The sequence below is a fragment of the Cellulomonas humilata genome (assembly GCF_013359775.1).
GTDB lineage: Bacteria > Actinomycetota > Actinomycetes > Actinomycetales > Cellulomonadaceae > Cellulomonas > Cellulomonas humilata.
The window spans coordinates 178,076-196,464 of sequence record NZ_JABMCI010000068.1 but is presented as its reverse complement, the minus strand read 5'-3'; the positions used below and the strand labels follow the sequence as shown (position 1 = coordinate 196,464).

The following is an 18,389-nucleotide window of genomic DNA, read 5'->3' as shown; positions in this document are numbered from 1 at the left end:
CGCCACGGCGGGCGGCGGCCCCAAGCCGAGCGGTTGTGGGACGGACCACGCCGTCGGCGCTCCCGTCACTCGGAGCGACCCGCGACCTCCGTGATGACCGACACCGCGCGACCGACCCCGTCGTGCTCCGCGTACTCGACCGCGAGCTCGCCGGCCCTCCGGGCGAACGACGGGTTGTCCAGCAACCGCCGCACCCCGTGCCGGACTGCCTCCGACGTCGTCGCGTCGGTGACCTTGTCGGTCGGGAGCGCCAGGCCGACGCCGGACCACGCCACGCGCGCACCCACCTCGGCCTTGTCCTCCGAGCGACCCGCGACCAGCACGGGCACCCCGGCGGCGAGCGCCTGCTGGACACCGCCGAACCCGCCGTTGGTGATCATCACGTCGACGAACGGCAGGAGCCGGTCGAACGGGACGAAGGGAGTGGCACGCACGTTCGCCGGGAAGCCCGCGGGCTCGGTGGTGGCGACGACGAGCACGTCCTCGTCGGCCAGCGCGTCGATCGCCGGCCACAGCAGGCGCTCGGGGTCGGTGGCGACCGTCCCCTGCGTGACCAGCACGACCGGTCGCCCGGTGTCCCGCGCCTCGACCACGTCGTCCCACCATGAGGGCGGCGAGAAGCGGTCGACGCCAGCCGGGAGGAACGGCCCGACGAGCTCGACGTTCTCCGGCAGGTCGCTGCGCGGGTACTCGAACGACGGCACGGACGTGTGCAGCACCCGCGTGGCGGACGTCTGCACCCAGTCGAGGAAGAACCCGTCCCGCGCGGGCAGCCCGGCGTCGGCGACGACGCGCTCGGCCGCCCGCTGCGCCTCCCGGAACAGCACCTTCTGGATGAACCAGCCGAGCGCTGCGTACCGCAGCCCGTCGAGACCGGTCCGCGGCGGCTGCAGCCCGAGCCCGAACGGCGCGGTGTCCTTGCTCGAGATCGCCAGCGGGGAGACGGAGAAGAGCACCGAGGGCAGCTCGTGCCGAGCCGCGGCGATCGCGCCCGCCACGAACCCGTTGTCCATGACGAGGACGTCGGGCCGCTCGGCGGCGACGATGCCGTCGAGGTCCGCCAGGAAGCCCGGGACGGTGCCGACGAAGTGGTGCAGCACGTCCCACTGGAGTCGCTTGATGCCGGGTGCGGGAGCGCCGTGCGCCACCGACCACGCGTCGAACTCGGCGTCGTCGAGGTCGCGGCCCTGCACGATCGGCGCGTGCTTGGCACCGGTGGCCAGCACGGCGTCGGCGAACTTGGTGCCCGTGTAGACCACGACCTCATGGCCCTCGGCGACGAGGGCACGGGCCAGCGGCAGCGCGGGCCGCACATGGCCCGTGACGGGGGTGAGAGTGAACAGGATCCTGCTCATGGGGGGATCTCCCAGGGGTGTCGGTAACACAGTCCCTGAACAAGACCCTGGGCGATTCGCCCTGATACATCCCGGACTCAGCGGTGCCGCAGGAGCCTCTCGCGCAAGCGTTCGCGCCGGTCGGCGAACCGGTTCCACACGGTCTTCTGGAAGACCAGCGTCAGCCACCCCGCGAGGGCCATGCCCACGATGTTGATGCCGAGCTGGAGCGCGCTGCCGCGGACCTCGACCAGCTGGCCGAACGCCAGGCCGAGCGCGACGTTGCCCGCGGCGGGCACGGTGGTCACCGAGATGAAGGCTCCCGCGAGCCCACCGACCCGCGCCGACGTGAGCGACAGCACCCCCGCCGCCCCGGCGATGACCGCCACGATGAACGACCACTTGTCGGGCGTGTAGATGAACTCCGTGCCCGGACGGGGAGCCGTCACCTGCTCGAGCGTGACCCAGCCGAGCTGCTTGGCCGCGAGCGCCGCCACGCACGTGAGGAGGATGGCGAGCACGAACCCGACCACCAGCGTCCAGAGCGCCATCCGGAGCAGGTGGAACCGTCGGCGGACCAGCGCGATGCCGAGCGCGGCGATCGGCACGAACTCCGGCCCGAGAACCATCGCGCCGATGACCAGGATCTGCGAGTCGAGCACGATCGCGATCGCGGCGATGAGCGTCGCCAGGCTCATGAAGCTCAGGTACGTCCAGTTGAGCTCGGACTCCGCATAGGCACGCCGCGTGACGTCGATCCACACGACGGCGTCCGCGCTGCTGCCCGGGGCGAGCCGTTCGGCGTCGTACCCCGGCTGCGACACCCAGGTGTCCACCGGCTCGATCGTCAGCGTGCCCTCGCGCTGGACGCCGAGCTCCAGGAGCTCGTCGCAGAGGTCGTTGGCGGCCTCCCTGGCCACGTCCGCGAGCACGACGTCGCCCTCAGGTCGCCGCGACGCACCGTCGAGGACCGCCAGGCTGCTCACCGCGGGCGCTCGTTCGAGAACCGCGACGACGCCGCTCGTGAGGTCCGCCGGGACCGAGATCCGCAGGTGCAGCACCGGGCCAGTGTGTCGTCGGCAGGCGGGTGATCGTGGGAGCCGCTCCGCCCGACGACGCGGACTCGCCCGTGATCACACCGTCGGGGTGGCGGGATTCGAACCCACGACCTTCCGCTCCCAAAGCGGACGCGCTACCAACCTGCGCCACACCCCGCGCGCACCCGACCGCGGCCCTGGGGGCGAGGTGGGTGCACGAGACGCCCCTGCGCACCCGGTACCCTGGGTGCCGCGGTCCTGGCTCCCGGAGCCAGGACCTGTGCGGACGTAGCTCAATGGTAGAGCCCCAGTCTTCCAAACTGGCTACGCGGGTTCGATTCCCGTCGTCCGCTCCCGATTTCTTCGCAGGTCAAGGTCGATGTCTGCATGCCCCAGGTCTCGTCGCCCGATGAGTCGGGCGACGCGACGCTTCGTGCCAGCCCGCCCGTCGCGGCTCCCCACCAGACGACGTCAGGCCACGTAGGCGAGCAAGACTGGCGCTTCGAGGCCCGGCCACGTGCCCGTGAGGGTGGCCTCACGGTCGGCAGTGGTCGCATGTCGGGCGAGGCGACGGCAGATGACGATGCGTAGGGCGCCCGACAGTTCCATGAGTGTCGTGGAGTCATCCGAGGACGCACTCACCTCATGGAGGGGCGGGACCTCACGCGTGCGATCGCCGCTCCCGGTCACGCGCACGCTCGGTTCGCGCGGGGCGTCGGAGCCCTCGACGATCTCATCGGCCTGGTCAGCCCCCGCCAGCAGCACGGACGCAAGCACGCGGGCATAGACGGGGTCCCCGGTCGCGTCGTAGATCCAGCGGCGCCCGAGCACCGAGTGCTCCATGGTGCAGATCAGGAAGTGGTCCGCTCCGTCCAGCGGAGCGCCGCGATAGGTCAGCGGAGCCTGGAGCAGGTGCCCGCCGGCGGTCGACAGGACGTGCGTCTCGATACCGACCTCGCCGTCCGGATCGTCAAAGCGGTACGCACCAAGCAGCTCGAACCCCTGCTCTCCCCAGCGCTGGGTGGGAACCCAGTCGGCGAGCAGCTCCGCCTTCGTCGGACGAATGGTGGCGCGGTGGATCAGGGCCATCGGCCGACCCTCACGCGAGGCCGGACAACCCGAGTCGCGCTACTGCGCGGAGCCGGCCAGAGCGCCAGTCGCGCGCGTCCGGCGTGGGCCCTTCGGCTCATCCCGGGCCGTCGACGCGTTCCTACGCTGCCGACGGAGCCCGTCGCCACTCTGCGGAGCACTCCGGGCTCGGCTGGTCACCGCTCGGCACCGCGTTCGCAGCTCCACGCGCATCAACGTCTCAGAAGGAGTGCCACTGTGCCGCCGATCCAGCGCATCACCACACCGTTCAGCTACTCCGCGGCAGTGGTCGCAGGAGATACCGCGTACCTCGGGCTGCATCGCGGATTCGGCATGAGCTTCACCGAGCAGCTGCACGACACGTTTGTCGGCCTGGCCAGCACGCTCGACGCGATCGGGCTCACCACCGCGGACCTCGTCAAGGTCACGGTCTGGCTGAAGGACATCGCTGACCTCCCCGAGATGGAACATCTGTTCGGGGACCACTTCGACGACGGCGAGTACCCCGCACGCATGACCGCGACCACTGAGTTCGTCGACGCAGACTGCCTGCTCATGATCGAGGGGATCGCCTACCGCTCGACCGAGTGACCTCACCTGGTGCCCCACGACATCGAGGCGAGCCGGGCCCCGCGCCTCGAAGTGCGCCGAGCAGCTCACGCCGCCGGGGCTGGCGGGCGACATCCCCGTGACGGAAGCCGAGCCCGTCGGTTCTCCGCAGTTCGAGGAAGGCAGCCCACCTCGTCGAGTCGACGCCGTGCACGTCGAGCCGGTGCGAAGATGCCGGTCATGACAAGGACCGTCGTGGTCAGCGGTGGCGGCTCCGGGATCGGCCGAGCGGTCGCGATCACGCTCGCCGAAGGTGCGAGCCACGTGACCGTCGTGGGCCGACGCACCGGACCGCTCGAAGCACTCGCCGAGGCGCACCCGGGGACGATCGACCTCGTCACCGCTGACGTCTCGACCCCCGACGGTGCCAGACGCGTCGCCGACCACCTCGCCAGCTCCGGGCACGGTTGCGCGGGAGTGGTCGCCGCGGCCGGTGGACTGTCGCCGCGCCACGCACCAGGCGACGGTCTGGCGGAGGTCGAGGCCGGCTGGCAGGCAGCGTTCCGGAGCAACGTGCTCACCGCAGTGCTCCTCGTCGAGGCCCTCACCCCCGCGTTGCGAGACGCGTCCGGGCGGGTGGTGCTGCTGTCCTCCGTCGCGGCGCTGCGCGGATCAGGCGCAGGCCCCTACGGTGCGATGAAGTCCGCACTCCACGCGTGGATGTTCGACCTCGCACGCGACCTCGGGCACCACGGCGGCACGGCGAACGCGGTCGCCCCCGGATTCGTCCCTGACACCGAGTTCTGGGCCGGGCGCCTTGACGACGACGTGATCCGCAGAAAGTCCCTCGAGACTCTCGTCGGCCGACCGGGCACGACACACGAGGTCGCGTCGCTCATCGCCTGGCTCCTGGGACCCGACGGCGGATGGGTCACCGGCCAGATCCTCTCGCCCAACGGCGGATCAGTCCTCGGCCGCTGAGGACACCGGGCCAGCGGCAGGAGCTCAGCGCCTCGCGATGCGTCCTTGCCGCGACGAGGGTCATCGCACGCCGAGGCGGTAGTACGGGATGTCGCAGACGGGCACGAACCCGAGCGTGCGGGCCAGTCGGTACGAGCCAGCATTGCTGGCGTGCAGCGCCCACCCTGCACCAGATCGATCCATCGGAGAACCGGATGGATCGTCGCGCTCGCAGGGGCCACCCGCGGGCTGCCGATTCCCTAGAGGGTCATGTGACCTGCTAGGTCACACAGACCTATGTCACACTGGAACAGTGATCGACATCCTCATCCTCGGTGTGCTGCGGAACGGCCCGGTGCACGGGTACGAGCTCAAACGGCGTGTCCAGCGGCCGACGCTCCGGCCTCTGAGCAACAACTCCCTGTACCCGCTGCTGCGGCGCTTCGAGGAGCGGGGCGCGGTGACCAAGCAGGTCGAGACCACGGAGGGCCGCCCGGCCCGGAACACCTACGCCATCACCGCCGCGGGGCACGCGCTCTTCCACGAGCTCATCACCACGCTGAGCGCCGACGAGGCCGGCCAGGACGAGGAGTTCCTCCTGCGCGTCGGCTTCTTCGACGAGATGACCCCGGCGGAACGGCTCGCGGTGCTCGGCGCACGCGACGCCGCGCTCGAGGAGCAGCTGGCACGAGCCACCCAGCTGCTGGCCAGCGTGCAGGACCCCGCGGGGTGGCGCGCGCGCTCGATGGGACACCTGCTGGATCGGCTGGCACGCGACCGGGCGTTCGTGGCCGATCTCGCGGAGGTCTCCGGCCGCGACAGCGACGCCAGGTGACGAGCCTCGACGTCGAGCGGGGCGGCGCCGAGGCGGTCACCCTCGGCTCGGCCGCCCGGTTCGGCCTGCTGGTCGGTCCGGTGCTGAGCATGCTCGACTCGAGCGTCGTGAACGTTGCGGTGCCCGTCATCGCCGAGGACCTAGGAGCCGGTCTGGGCGAGGTGCAGTGGGTGGTCAGCGGCTACCTGTTGGCCCTCGGGCTCTCGCTCGCCGCCACGTCCTACCTCGCCCGGCGGTACGGCACCCTGCGGGTCTACACCGTGAGCGCGGTCGCGTTCGTCGTCGTGTCCGCCGCATGTGCGCTCGCCCCGAGCGTCGGAGCCCTCATCGGGCTGCGGGTGGCGCAAGGTCTCGCCGGTGCACCCCTCGTCCCCTTGGCGTTGAGCATCCTGCTCGGGGGCGCGGGGGCCCGGCGGAGCTCCGTTCCGGTGTCGGCGGCGCTCGTGCTGTTCCTGGCGCCGGCGCTGGGCCCGACCCTGGGCGGCCTGCTGCTCGTCGGCGGCCACTGGCAGTGGATCTTCCTCGTCAACGTGCCGATCGGTGCGCTGGGGGTCGCGGCTCTGCTGCGGGTGCCGCGCGGGGTGGGTTCGTCGGCAGACCCCACAGCCAGGTTCGACCCGGCCGCATTCGCCGTGCTCGCCACCGGGCTGGTCCTGGCGCTCTTCGGGGCGGTCGAGGGCACCGCGTCGGGATGGACCGCTCTCGAGTCCGGCGGCAGCCTGGTCGCCGGACTGGCGCTGCTGGCCACGTACGCGCTCTGGGCGCCGCGGCGCCCGCATCCACCGGTGGACCTGGCCATGGTGCGGGACCGGCGCGCAGCGCTCGGCCTGGGCCTGCAGGTCATCTGCTCGGTCGTGGCGTTCGGCACGGTCTTCCTCATGCCCGTGTTCACGGAGTCGGTGCAGGGCCACACCGCGATGCAGACCGGGCTCACGCTGCTGCCGCAGGGGGTCCTCATGGGCGTCGGGACCTGGGCGGGGCAGCGCCTGGCCCCCCGCGTCCCGCTGCGCACCCTGGTGACCGGCGGCTTCGTGGGCCTGGCCGTGGCAAGCCTGCTGCTCCTGACCCTGGAGCTGTCGACACCGCTCTGGGTCGTCGCCGCGATCCTGTCCGGGAGGGCCGTCGCGGTCGGGTTGGTCACCACTCCCCTGCTGGTGGCGATGCTGGCCCCGCTGACCGAGAACCAGCTCGCCGACGGGAACACCCTGTTCAGCATCGTCCAGCGGGTCGGGGGCTCCGTAGGTGTGAGCCTGCTGGCCGCGACGGTGGCCGGAGCTACGACCCGGGCGCTCGCGGTGGACCGCTTCCACGTGGCCGGTGCCGTGCTGATCGCCCTCGCAGCCCTGGCTGCGGTCGGGTCGCTGTTCCTCCGCGAGATCGGACCGGCCCGGCACACGGCTGAGCTGCCTGGTGGGAACATCGCGCCGTGAGCGCGCGACATGACTTCCAGGAGGCCCTCAACGGGCTCGACGCATCGGGGATCCGGGACTTCCTGACCGCTCACTCGGGCCTGCCCGGCCCGCGGGGCAACGTAGAGCTCATCGCCGCCTTCGGCGACGTGGCGCCGCCGGGGGTGATCCTCGGCTTGGTCGGCTCGCAGGACGAGTACCTCGCCTCGTGCGCCGCCGCCGCTCTGGGGAGGCTGGTGGCCGACGGCGACGACGAGCGACGGGCCGAGCTTCTTCAGGTGCTGCACGCCGAAGCCCGGGACGCTAGGTGGCGGGTCCGCGAAGGGGTCGCCATGGCGCTGCAACGCCTCGGCGACGCCGACGGCGCCGTCTTGCGCGCCGTCGTGGCCTCCTGGGCGGCCGACCCCGATCCGCTCGTCCAGCGTGCCGCCGTCGCAGGGGTCTGCGAGCCACGACTGCTGAAGGACGGGAAGACCGCACGGGGCGCCCTCGACGCATGCCGGAGCGCGACCGACTCGCTCGCTCGCCGGCCGATGTCCGACCGGCGCAACAGGGATGTCCGCGCCCTACGGCAGGGGCTCGGGTACTGCTGGAGCGTCGCGATCGCCGGCGACCCTGAGCACGGGCTCCCCGCCTTCGCCGAGCTCGAGACCTCGTCCGATGCCGATGTCCGCTGGATCGTGCGAGAGAACCGGAAGAAGGCGCGATTGAAGCGCCTGCTCCCGAGCTCTTGCTGAGGCGCCCACTCGTGTGCCACGGCCGGTGAGGACGAACCCGACACCAAGCCGGTCGGCTGCGCCGGGTGTCCGCTCGCGCGGTGACGTCCTACCGGGACCGGCTGGTGGCCAGCTGCTCGTCGAGCGTGGCCATGAGCACCCGCGCCTCCTCGACGTCCCACGGCGTGCCGGCCAGCTCGAACTCGAACAGGACCGGCCGCCCGGACCGCGCTGCGACCAGTCTCGCTGCGTGCTGGTAGTACGACCCGAAGTTCCGGTTCCCGGAGCCCATCACACCCACCAGGCGCCGCCTGTTCACCGCCGACGCCAGGAACCGCCGCACCGCTTCCGGGATCGTGTCGTTGTCGGGGTTGCCCGTCTTGTAGGACGGCGTCAGCAGGACCCACGGTCCGTCGACCTCTGCCAGCCGGTGCTCGCGCTCAGCCAGGTTGAACGCCGGTCGGCCCAGCCGATCGACGAATGCGCGGACCAGGCCGGACGTCGACGAGTAGTAGTAGATCGGCGTCTGCCTCATCCCCGTAGGCAACCACCCGGCGGGGGCTCGGACCTGGGACCACTGGCCACACCGCTCTCCGCTCGTTGGTGACGGGAGCCCGACTGTTCCTGGGCGCGGGACGAGGTGGAGCTCGCCGGGCCTGCAGCTCGCCGGCGAGGGGCCACCTCCCTCGTCCAGCGGCGCGTTCTCTGACATCGGGAAGACGGGTGGCTTCGCATGCAAGGGCGCTAGCTCAGGAGCCGGTGGCCCGCCGGTAGGACTGTCCGTCGTGGCCGCCGGTCCGGCGCCAGCTACCGGAGGGCGACGGATGGCCGAGCTGGACAGTCCCGTGCCAGGCGTAGGTCGTCGGCCAGCGGCGGAACACCGGCACGACCGTCGTCACCAGTCGCATCAGCCACGGCAGCGTGCCGGGCCGCCAGCGCTCGAGCCTGTCGAGGTCGACGTGGACCTCCTGGGAGGCCCGCGTTGCGGACCACCGGCCACCCGTGATCCGGGCGCCGTCGATCGTGACGTGCCACCGACCCTCCGCGCGGTCCCCGTCGGCCATCCTGCGTAGATCCAGCGGGGGCACCAGCTGGATCTCGGCGGTGTGGTCGTCGCAGACGGCCGTGACGTGACCGAGAGAGTGCGGGGTCGGCTGCTCGGCGGTGTCGGGGTTGACCTCGACCACGACGACCGACGCCGCGTACTTGATCAGGTGCCGGCGGTGTACTCGCACGCCGGGCAGCCTCCCGAGGGCGGCGGACCGTCCGTCGATGCGGACGGACGGTGGTGTCGCGGTGACCCGGACAAGGTCGAACGCGTTCATCCAGACGAGCAGCAGCGAGGTCGGCCGCAGGATCCCTGCGCTCACCGGCGCCAGCAGGCGCGCACGGCGCCGTGCCACCCCGTCACGGTCGTCGACACGGACCTCGACCAGGCGACCGTCGACGTCGGTGAAGCGGACGTGGGCGTCGACGCCGTCCTGCGCGACCGCCAACCGGGCCTCCTCGAACGGGGTGACGTTCCACGACCGTGTGCCGCCGCCGATCGCATAGCCGCGACGGTCGAGCCGCAGACCCGGCTGCAGGTAGTAGTCGACCGTGCGGTCCTCGCGCCGCGACAGGAACGCCAGCATGCCGGTGCCGTGCACCTCGTCGTCGAACCACTGCAGCTCGACACCGTCGTACACAGGGTCGTCGGCGAGCTCCGCGTTGAGCAGCGCGGCGAGGCGGTCGATGCGCAGCGTGATCGGGGCGACCGGTTGCCCGGGCAGGTGAGGAAGGGCCACCCGTTCCGTCGGCCCCGGGGTGGCTGGTCGCACGGGTGGCTCCCTCGTCGTCGTTGCAGTGCTGGCAGCGCCATCGAACGGCACGCTTCGCCTGCGGGGCGAGAGCCAAAGGTCCCGCAGGGTGCGGTTCTGCGGACACTGAGCATGGGGCACGCGGCTCGGCTGCACCCACGACACAGACGTGGTCCTGAGAACCACAGTCCAGATAGGTAGCAGTCGTCACGCCGAGCTCGCGACCGACGTCGACGTCTCCGTGGAGTCGGTCAGGCTGGGCGCGCCAGGCTGACATCGACCACAGCGCCGTGGACGGCCAGAGCACCAACTGAGCAGAACGAGCGCAACTCAGTCGGCCTTCCGGCAACGCTCGACGTAGGGGTGGGAGAGTCCGCAGTCTCCCACCCCTACGCGTCCTGCCGGAGGCTCGCAGGACGCATCTCTCGACTCCCCGACCAGCCAGGGCGTCGACCGTGCTCGTCAGGCCCCCTCCCCCTCAGTGGATGGAGATCCGCCGCAACGAGGTGGCGTCGCGGGTGGCTCTGATCCGCAGTTCGTGCCGCCCCGCCGTGAGGAGCAGGTCTTCCCAGCACCCCGGAGCAGCGGAGGAACCCAGGCCGACTCCGTCAAGATCGACGTCGGGCACCGGACCGTCCGCCGTCACCACCACGGTGGCCGTGCGGCTCTCGTCGACGTGGATGTCGTAGGCCACCCACTCGCCCGCGTCGAGGTCCACGACGACGTCGTTCTCCACCGCGCCGGGCCGGCCGTCGATCAGGTCGAAGTGCAGGTCTGCCTCGGAGTCGTACCGGAGTGCGACTCCGTCGTCCTCACGAAGCCCGGGCAGGGTCGTGCGCGCCCGCACGTGGTGCGACGTGCCCGGGCCGCGGAACGAGAAGCTCATGGCGGGCAGCTCGAGCGGGACCCGCCGTAGGAGCGAGTTGACGATGGTGGGCCGGTACACGCACGACTCCAGCCGGACGGCGTCCACCAGCCGCTCCAGCGTCGACCACGCGTCGTCGGGCGAGGGCTTGGCGTCCTGACCTGCGGCGTAGGCGACGATGTCCGGCCAGCCGGCCGGAGGCGTGACCGAGAACGGGGACGTCACGGTGTCGAGCTTCTTCCAGGTCCAGAAGTTCCACGAGATCTGGTGGTCCTCGTACAGCTGGAACGCGGTGGCGAGCCAGGCGGGGTTGTTCTCTCCGCCCTCCCCCATGTACACGGGCAGCCCGAGGCTGCGGCCGGCACGGACGAAGCGTTCGATGCTCGGGAAGTCGGGGGCGGACCAGTACTTGTGGAACTGCAGCATCGAGTTGGGGTCCCACACCTCCGTGAAGATGCTCCAGTTCGTCGACCAGTGGGTGCCCTCGTAGATCAGCATGTGCGAGGGGTCGACCTGCCGGATCGCGGTGGTCAGCTCGAGGTAGAGGTCGACGAGCCGGTCGGCGTAGAGGTCCTGCCACTCGTTCGGCAGCGGCTCGTTGAGCAGGTCGTACCCGGCCACCGCCGTCTCGGCCGCGTACCTGGAGGCGATGGCACGCCACAGGTCGATGGTCCATGCGCGGTAGCGGTCGTCCTCGAACAGCTCGGGGCGGTTGTTCGGAGAGTCGTCGATGTTCGTCCCGGTCTGGCCGCCGGGAGCGCCGTGCAGGTCGAGGATCACCCAGAGGCCGTGCGCCCGGCACCAGGCGACGGTGCGGTCGATGAGCTCGAACGCGTCGTCGCGCAGGGCGCCCTCGTCGTCGAGCATGAGCCGAGAGTTGATGGGCAGCCGCACGTGGTCGAAGCCCTCGCCCGCGATCCTCGCGATGTCCGCCTCCGTGACGAAGGCGTCGCGGAAGCGCCGCCAGAACTCGCCTGCCTGGTCCGGGCCGACCAGGTCGTGCACCAGCGCCTCGATCTCGCGCGGTGACTGCGGGCCGCCGTCGAAGCCCCACATGTATCCCTCCGGCAGCAGCCAGGTGCCCAGCCCGATCCCCCGCAGCAGCAGCGGGTGGCCGGCGGCGTCGACCAGTGCTCCCTCGTGGGCGTGGACAAACCCGTCGTAGGTGGCCGGCCCGCGTCGGGTGGGCGTGGTCATGGGTGTCCTCCCGGACGAGATCGGCGGGGCGCTCACTTGAGCCCCGACAAGGTGAAGCCCTGCACGATGTAGCGCTGGAAGATGACGAAGACGGCGAGGATCGGCACGACCATCACGGCGGCACCCGCCATCTGCAGGGACGGGTTGGTGGCAACCTGCTGGTTGAGCAGCGCCAGCCCCACGGACAGGGTGTACCGGGACTGGTCCCCGGCGATGACCAGCGGCCACAGGAAGCTGTTCCAGCCGGCGATGAAGGTCAGGACCGTCTGCACGGCGAGGATCGGGCCGGACATCGGGAGCACCAGGGACAGGAAGATGCGGATCTCGCCGGCGCCGTCGATCCGGGCTGCCTCGAGCACCTCGTCGGGGATGGTGGTCATGAACTGCCGGAACAGGAAGATGCTGAACGCGCTGACCAGGGTGGGCAGGGCGATGCCGACGAGGGTGTTGGTCAGTCCGACCCGCGCGAGGATCAGGTAGGTCGGGATCATGGTGACCTGGACGGGAATCATCATCGTGCTGAGCACCAGCGCGAACAGCAGGCCGCGGCCGCGGAACCGGAACTTGGCGAACGCATACCCGGCCATCGCCATGAGCAGCAGCCCGACGAAGCCGATAGCCACCACGACCAGGGTGTTCACCAGGTAGCGACCGAAGTCGAGGGTGGTGAACAGGTAGCGGACGAACTCGAGCGTCGGCTCGGCGGGAAGCAGGCGTGGCGGGTAGGCGACGGCCTCGGAGCGAGGCTTGAGCGCGCTGAAGATCATCCAGAAGAACGGCAGCGCGGTCGCCGCGGCACCGACGATCAGGACGATGTTGGTGACGAGCCGGGACGGGGTGCGGGTCGTCCGCCGCGGTCGAACGGGTCGCGTGTCAGTGGTCATCGGAGCCCCGCAGGCGCAGCTGGACCACCGTGACGATCGCGATGATCACGAACAGGACGAGCGATCCGGCGGAGGCGAACCCGAACTGGTTGTACCGGAAGCCCTGCTCGTAGATGTACAGGGAGATCGAGGTCGTGGCGTCGTTCGGTCCGCCCTGGGTCAGCACGTAGGGCTCGTCGAAGAACTGCAGCCAGCTGATCACCGTGGTGACGGTCACGAAGAAGATCGCGAACCTCAGCAGCGGCACCGTGATGCGGCGAGTGCGCTGCAGCTCCGTCGCACCGTCGAGCTGAGCGGCCTCGTCGTACTCGTGCGGGATCCCCTGCAGGGCCGCCAGGAAGATGATGATGTTCAGGCCGGTGGCCCGCCAGACGGCGACGAGGCCGACGGAGAAACGCGCCCAGGTGGGGTCGGAGAGCCACGGGACAGGGCCCAGCCCGACCAGCGAGAGCAGGTAGTTCAGCAACCCGAACTGGCTGTTGTAGAGGTAGCCCCAGACCAGCGCGACCGCCACGATCGCGGTGATCGCCGGCAGGAAGTAGAAGGCGCGCAGCGTGCTGGCCAGCCGTCCGCCGCTGCGGTGCAGCAGCAGGGCGACCGCGAGCGACGCGACGACGATGACCGGCACCCCCACGACGGTGAACGCGCCGGTGGTGCGCAGCGCGTTCCAGAACTGCGGGTCGGCGAGCAGCCTGCGGTAGTTCTCCAGGCCGACGAACGAGACGCTGGACGGGTCGGCCAGTCCGCTGATGTCCATGTCGGTCGTGCTGACCACCCCGGCCACCAGGATGGGCAGGACGGCGAACGCGACCAGCACGACCATCGCGGGTGCGACGAACGCGTACGGGACCCAGCCGCCGCGGTGGCGGCGCGACGGGCCTGTGACGGGTGGCGCTTGCAGGCGCGGTGGAGCGAGGACAGTCATGGTGGGCTCACCTCGGCGGTGGGGCCGGCAGTGCCGGCCCCACCGCGTCTGCTAGTAGTTCGACTGGATCTCGTCGGCCTTCGCGTAGAAGGCGTCGAGGGTGGACTGCTTGTCGGCGCCCGTGGTCGCGATCGCGGTGAGCGCGCTGGCCATCTCGTTGGCGACCAGGTCCCAGCCCGGGACCATGGGGACCGTCTGCGCGTCGTCGAGCTGCTCGACGTACACCGACAGCTGCTCGTCACCTCGGCCGGCGAGCTCGGTGAGCGCCGCGCTGCTGGTCGGGAGCTCGCCGACCGCGTCGTACCAGGCGATCTGGTTGTCGGGCTGGGCCAGGAAGTCGAGCAGCTGGGCGGCCTCGTCGGGGTGCTCGCTGGTCTTCCAGATGCCCAGGTTCGAGCCGGCGAACAGCGAGGTGCCGGTCTGGTCGGCCGGAAGGGTCGTCACCGACCACGACCCGTCGAGCTCCGGAGCGGCGTCGCGGATCGCCTTGGCCAGGTACGGGCCGGAGACGACCATCGGCGTGGCGCCCGAGACGAACCCCTGGGTCTGGTCCCAGTCGGTGGCGGTCGGCGCTGAGCCGTCCTCGAAGAAGCCGAGCCAGTGGTCGGCGGCTGCCGCGAACTCGGGCGACCGGAAGTCCACTGCACCCTCGGCGTCGACCACGTCACCGCCGGCCTGCCACGTGTACTGGACCGGCAACGTGTTGTCCCAGAGCGGGATGTAGTAGCCGAACTGGCCCTCACCGCGCTGGGCGAGGTCCTTCGCCACGGACCGCATGTCGTCCCACGTCGTCGGTGCGGCGTCATGGCCCGCCTCGGCCAGGATGTCCGAGCGGTAGAAGAGCACCCGGGTGTCCGACACCCACGGCACCGAGAGCGCGACGCCGTCGGTGCTCAGGTTCTCCGGGGCGACGGCGTCCGGGAAGTTCGAGGGAGCCAGGGCGGGGTGCTCGCCCAGGACGTCGGTGAGGTCGGCGAGCACGCCGGCGTCGGCGAAGGTGGGCAGCAGGGAGAGCCCGATCTGCACGACGTCCGGCCCGTCGCCGGACGCGACCGCGGTGGTGAGCTTGTCGTTCACGTTCTCCCACGGGATGGCGTCCACCTGCAGCTTGATGCCGGTGTCCTCCGTGAACGCCGCGGTCAGGTCCGTGAAGGCGGGTCCGGCGTCGCCCATGACCCAGACCTTCAGGGTGGCCGAGCCGCCGTCCTCGACGGCCTCCGCCGTGTCGCCGCCTGTGCAGGCGGCCATGGTGAGCACCAGCGCGGCGCTGGACAGCGCAGCCGTGGTGGTCCCGAGTAGTCTCCTCATCGAGCTATCTCCTCTTGGTAGGGGTGGTTCTCTCCAAGGAACCGGGGCTGTCCTAGCCGATCGCCCCGGTTCCGACTCACCGGACCGCGGCACGCTCCCGCACGCGCGGCCGGTCGATGAATGCCTGCAACGGCATGAGTGCGGCGCCGAGAGCGACCGAGTCACCCTCGAACCGGCACAGCTCGACGGTGAACTGGCTCCCCGGGCGGTGGAGGCTCAGCCGCCGAACTCGCTCCGTCAGGTCGTCGCGACGGGTTGGCAGCAGTCGGAGGCCGACCCATCCGCCCAGCACGATCCGCTCCGGGTTCGTGAGGTTCACCAGGTTGGCCAACGCGACGGCCAGGACATCGAGCGTCTCGTCGACGACGCCGATCGCAGCCGGCTCTCCGGCCTCGGCTGCCGCGACGAGCGCACTGAGCGCGCGCCACCCCTCGCCCGGCTCCTGGGCCCCGGTCGCACGCCACCGTTCCAGGATCGCGTGGGCGCCGATGTAGGCCTCGAGGCATCCCGTCGCACCGCACCCGCACGTGGGTCCAGCGCCCAGTCCGATCTTCGTGTGGCCCCACTCTCCTGCGGCGCCGAGTGCGCCACGGACCAGCTGACCGCCGCAGATCACACCCAGTCCGATGCCTCGGCCGAGCAGTGCGACTACTGCGTCATCCGCACCTCGGGCAGCGCCGAACCACATCTCGGCTACTGCCAGGGTGTTCGCGCCGTTGTCAGCGAACACCTCGAGGCCGGGCGCCGAGACCAGGTCGCCCACAGGGGTTGGGGCCCACCCCAGGTTCTGGGCGTACAGGGTCGCTTCCTGCCAGTGCTCGTGATCCCGCTCGACCACTCCCGGCAGGCCCAGGCCCAGTCCGACGAGGGTGGCCTCGACCTCGGGGTGACGTGCGCGCACCGCGGCGACCGCGGCGCCCAGCGACTCGTGGATCTCGGCCGGGCCGGCCATCGAGACGGGCCACTCCCGGAACTCGCGGTCGAGCCGGTTCATCGACAGGTCGAACAGCTCGACCGCGACGCCGCGCTCGCCGACGTCGGCGCCCAGCATGTGTGCGCCGGCTGCTCGCAGCGCCAACCGCGCGATGGGGCGGCCTCCCTCGGAGGGGACTGAACCGATCTCCTCGACGACCCCGTCGTCGATGAGCTCGTTCACCACGTTCGTGACGGTCGCCGGGGAGAGCTCGCAGTCGGCGGCCAGTGTCGCGCGCGTCGTCTCCCCGGACAGGACCAGCGTGCGTAGAACCTTGGTCCGGTTCTGCTGCCGCAGGTCGCGAGTCGTTGCCACCGTCATGAAGCCTCCTTACTTCACGACTTAGATTAAGAGGGAAATGTTGTAGTGTCCAGTGCCACGAAGTCACGATGTGGTCACGGCGTCGGTGCGGCGTACACCTCGATCTCGAACACGCTCCACCAGTGCTCCGCATCCTCCGTCAGCCGCACACGCAGGAATCTGCCTGGCCGTCCTTCCAGGACGACGGCGCTGATCGACCCTGCTCCGGGGGCGAGTGGCCGCCGGACGAGCGCGAGCAGCACGACGAGTCGCTGGCCACGGTGGCGGCTGCCCTCCCCAGGACATGCTCGAGGGGGCACTCGCTCGCGGAGCCGGACTCTCCGTCACCGACGGTGTCGCGTACGCGCTCCGCGGCGGACTGGACCTCTACGGTGGTCCGGTGGGTACCGCGCTGATCACCGGGGCGGCCGCCGGGCTGGGGCAGGAGTTCGCCTGGCAGCTCGCCACCGCCCGCCACGACCTGGTCCTCGTCGACAGGGACTCCGCGCGGCTCGATCGGCTGGCCGGTCAGCTGCACGGAGCTGCGGGCGTCCACGTCGAGATCCTCGTCGCGGACCTGTCGGTCCGCAGCGACGTCGAGCGCGTCGCCGAGCGGCTCCGGTCGACCGAGCGCCCGGTCGGGCTGCTCGTCAACAACGCGGGCGGCGCCGCCGGGCAGCGGTTCGTGGACGGCGACCTCGAGCGCGAGCAGGCCGTGTTCGACGTCATGGTCCGCTGCGTCATGGTGCTGTCGCACGCCGCGGCGGGCCAGATGACCGCGCGCGGGCGAGGCGCCATCCTCAATGTCGCGTCGGTCGCCGCGCTCATCACCCTCGGCACGTACTCCGCGCACAAGGCGTGGGTCCGCACGTTCACCGAGGGCCTGGCGGTCGACCTGCGGGGCACCGGGGTCACCACGACCGTCGTGTGCCCCGGGTTCGTGCACACCGAGTTCCACGACCGCGCCGGCATCGACATGACGTGGCTGCCGGAGATCGCGTGGCTGCACGCCGACGACGTCGTCGCCACCGCTCTTGCCGACGTGAGGCGCGGCGCCGTCATCTCCACGCCGAGCCTGCGGTACCGGCTGGGGGCCGGCGCAGCCCGGGCGATGCCCCGCTCGGTCGTGCGCGCGATCGGGGCGCCGCGGTCGATCGCGGGCGTGAGGCGTCGTCGCCACTAGCGTGTGCCGCGGTACGCACGCGGGTCGTGCTCCTGGAAGGGGGATGGCGTGGCGGGTCCGCTCCCTGCGAGGACGGGACGACGTCCGCGGCTTGATCGACCGGTTCACCGGCACCGACCGCTACCTGGTCGACTACCTGGTGGAGGAGGTGCCCCCATCCGGAGGCTTGACCCTGACGCGGCGTCAACCCTGCACGCTGGACCACACGGTGCAGGATGGAAGGGAGACGCCATGATCAGCAGGACCTCGACCCCGAGCTGGACCGGCATGGTGCCGGTCGACGACACGGCGCTGGCCGTCACCGACTCAGGTGGCTCCGGGACGCCGGTGATCTACCTCAACGGCCAGTTCGCGACCCAGGGCTACTGGCGGCGGGTCATTGCCGACCTCGGGCCGGACTGGCGACACCTCACCTACGACGAGCGAGCCCGTGGGCGCAGGTCCGGACGGTCGGCGGACTACTCGTTCGGGGCGGCCGTCCGCGATGTCGGTGCCGTGCTCGACGCTCGAGGTATCGACCGAGCGCTGGTGGTCGGTTGGTCGTACGGCGCGTTCGTCGCCGCACACTGGGCGAGCCGCAACCCTGACCGGACGATCGGCGCTGTGCTGGTCGACGGGGCACAGCCGCACGACTGGCTCACGGACGAGATGGAGCACGGGATCCGCACGGCCTTCCGCCGCCTGCAGTGGCTGATGGTGCCGCTCCGCGTGACGGGACTGACGCCGCGTATGACCGCCCTGGAGATGGCCGAGTGCAACATCGAGGTCGGCAGGCTCGCGCGTGAACGGGAGCTCGGTCCGGTGATGGACAGGATCACCGTCCCGACCCGGTACGTCCTCGCATCCGGAGCGTCGTTCGGCAGCACGGGGGACGGGCAGGAGAAGATCCGCGCCAGCGTGCCTGCGGTGGCCGAACGCAACCCGCACATCACGATTCACGCGAAGGTCGCGAGCACTCACGGCGCGATCCTCCGCAAGGACCACCGCGCGATCGCCGAGGCGGTCCGCGGCGTCGCCGGGTGAGGC

18 protein-coding genes and 2 tRNA genes are annotated in these 18,389 nt (G+C 71.0%); 8 read left to right on the top strand and 12 right to left on the bottom strand.

The window, feature by feature from the left end; genetic code table 11:
- Positions 1-65: 65 nt before the first annotated feature.
- From HP550_RS15920 to HP550_RS15910, 3 genes are all read right to left on the bottom strand, one after another.
- Entirely contained in the window at positions 66-1,355 is a 1,290-nt protein-coding gene (locus HP550_RS15920; protein WP_175348656.1) for a glycosyltransferase, read from the bottom strand.
- A gap of 77 nt (positions 1,356-1,432) precedes the next feature.
- Positions 1,433-2,395 (bottom strand): DUF389 domain-containing protein, encoded by a 963-nt coding sequence (locus HP550_RS15915; RefSeq protein WP_175348655.1) that lies wholly within the window; start codon positions 2,393-2,395, stop codon positions 1,433-1,435.
- An 80-nt stretch (positions 2,396-2,475) separates the two neighbouring features.
- A tRNA-Pro gene (locus HP550_RS15910) sits at positions 2,476-2,549 on the bottom strand.
- Between the two features lie 104 nt (positions 2,550-2,653).
- Here HP550_RS15910 and HP550_RS15905 point away from each other — a divergent pair.
- A tRNA-Gly gene (locus HP550_RS15905) sits at positions 2,654-2,724 on the top strand.
- A 118-nt stretch (positions 2,725-2,842) separates the two neighbouring features.
- Here HP550_RS15905 and HP550_RS15900 read toward each other — a convergent pair.
- Positions 2,843-3,460 carry a CG0192-related protein gene (locus HP550_RS15900; RefSeq protein ID WP_175348654.1) on the bottom strand — a complete coding sequence of 206 codons (618 nt, stop codon included), beginning with the start codon at positions 3,458-3,460 and terminating at the stop codon, positions 2,843-2,845.
- Here HP550_RS15900 and HP550_RS22450 point away from each other — a divergent pair.
- Both HP550_RS22450 and HP550_RS15890 read left to right on the top strand, forming a co-directional pair.
- Positions 3,446-4,051 (top strand): RidA family protein, encoded by a 606-nt coding sequence (locus HP550_RS22450; protein ID WP_343048211.1) that lies wholly within the window; start codon positions 3,446-3,448, stop codon positions 4,049-4,051. The two genes, HP550_RS15900 and HP550_RS22450, sit on opposite strands and share 15 nt — an antisense overlap.
- A gap of 198 nt (positions 4,052-4,249) precedes the next feature.
- The gene (locus HP550_RS15890) at positions 4,250-4,990 is read left to right on the top strand and encodes an SDR family NAD(P)-dependent oxidoreductase (RefSeq protein ID WP_246280913.1); all 741 of its coding nucleotides are present in this window, start codon (positions 4,250-4,252) and stop codon (positions 4,988-4,990) included.
- A 60-nt stretch (positions 4,991-5,050) separates the two neighbouring features.
- Here HP550_RS15890 and HP550_RS22760 read toward each other — a convergent pair whose 3' ends face one another.
- Positions 5,051-5,173: a hypothetical protein gene (locus tag HP550_RS22760; protein WP_281362236.1), complete on the bottom strand. Its 123-nt coding sequence runs from the start codon at positions 5,171-5,173 to the stop codon at positions 5,051-5,053.
- 109 nt (positions 5,174-5,282) lie between these two features.
- Between HP550_RS22760 and HP550_RS15885 the strand changes: the two genes are divergently transcribed.
- From HP550_RS15885 to HP550_RS15875, 3 genes are read left to right on the top strand one after another with little or no spacing between them, the layout of a single operon-like run.
- Positions 5,283-5,804 carry a helix-turn-helix transcriptional regulator gene (locus HP550_RS15885; RefSeq protein ID WP_175348652.1) on the top strand — a complete coding sequence of 174 codons (522 nt, stop codon included), beginning with the start codon at positions 5,283-5,285 and terminating at the stop codon, positions 5,802-5,804.
- Positions 5,801-7,234: a DHA2 family efflux MFS transporter permease subunit gene (locus HP550_RS15880; protein WP_210768157.1), complete on the top strand. Its 1,434-nt coding sequence runs from the start codon at positions 5,801-5,803 to the stop codon at positions 7,232-7,234. Before HP550_RS15885 ends, HP550_RS15880 begins: the two co-directional genes overlap by 4 nt.
- The gene (locus HP550_RS15875; RefSeq protein ID WP_175348651.1) at positions 7,231-7,950 is read left to right on the top strand and encodes a HEAT repeat domain-containing protein; all 720 of its coding nucleotides are present in this window, start codon (positions 7,231-7,233) and stop codon (positions 7,948-7,950) included. Before HP550_RS15880 ends, HP550_RS15875 begins: the two co-directional genes overlap by 4 nt.
- 88 nt (positions 7,951-8,038) lie before the next feature.
- Here the strand turns inward: HP550_RS15875 and nrdI are convergent, their stop codons facing one another.
- The 7 genes from nrdI to HP550_RS15840 form a co-directional block, all read right to left on the bottom strand.
- Positions 8,039-8,464, bottom strand: coding sequence for a class Ib ribonucleoside-diphosphate reductase assembly flavoprotein NrdI (gene nrdI / locus HP550_RS15870; protein ID WP_175348650.1), 426 nt, complete (start codon positions 8,462-8,464; stop codon positions 8,039-8,041).
- A gap of 214 nt (positions 8,465-8,678) precedes the next feature.
- Positions 8,679-9,749: a hypothetical protein gene (locus HP550_RS15865; protein ID WP_175348649.1), complete on the bottom strand. Its 1,071-nt coding sequence runs from the start codon at positions 9,747-9,749 to the stop codon at positions 8,679-8,681.
- Positions 9,750-10,206: 457 nt separating this feature from the next.
- Positions 10,207-11,790, bottom strand: a complete 1,584-nt coding sequence (locus HP550_RS15860) for a cellulase family glycosylhydrolase (protein ID WP_210768156.1) — start codon at positions 11,788-11,790, stop codon at positions 10,207-10,209.
- A 32-nt stretch (positions 11,791-11,822) separates the two neighbouring features.
- Positions 11,823-12,674 (bottom strand): carbohydrate ABC transporter permease, encoded by an 852-nt coding sequence (locus tag HP550_RS15855; protein ID WP_175348648.1) that lies wholly within the window; start codon positions 12,672-12,674, stop codon positions 11,823-11,825.
- Entirely contained in the window at positions 12,664-13,599 is a 936-nt protein-coding gene (locus tag HP550_RS15850) for a carbohydrate ABC transporter permease (RefSeq protein ID WP_175348647.1), read from the bottom strand. The genes HP550_RS15855 and HP550_RS15850 overlap by 11 nt, the downstream gene beginning before the upstream one ends.
- A gap of 51 nt (positions 13,600-13,650) precedes the next feature.
- On the bottom strand, positions 13,651-14,907 hold the full coding sequence (locus HP550_RS15845; protein WP_175348646.1) for an extracellular solute-binding protein: 1,257 nt from the start codon (positions 14,905-14,907) through the stop codon (positions 13,651-13,653).
- Between the two features lie 76 nt (positions 14,908-14,983).
- A complete protein-coding gene (locus HP550_RS15840; protein WP_175348645.1) occupies positions 14,984-16,201 on the bottom strand; it encodes an ROK family transcriptional regulator in 1,218 nt (405 codons plus the stop codon).
- A 379-nt stretch (positions 16,202-16,580) separates the two neighbouring features.
- Here HP550_RS15840 and HP550_RS15835 point away from each other — a divergent pair, with 379 nt between their 5' ends.
- Positions 16,581-17,363: an SDR family NAD(P)-dependent oxidoreductase gene (locus tag HP550_RS15835; RefSeq protein ID WP_175348644.1), complete on the top strand. Its 783-nt coding sequence runs from the start codon at positions 16,581-16,583 to the stop codon at positions 17,361-17,363.
- A gap of 231 nt (positions 17,364-17,594) precedes the next feature.
- Positions 17,595-18,386: an alpha/beta fold hydrolase gene (locus HP550_RS15830; RefSeq protein ID WP_175348643.1), complete on the top strand. Its 792-nt coding sequence runs from the start codon at positions 17,595-17,597 to the stop codon at positions 18,384-18,386.
- Positions 18,387-18,389: the final 3 nt, after the last annotated feature.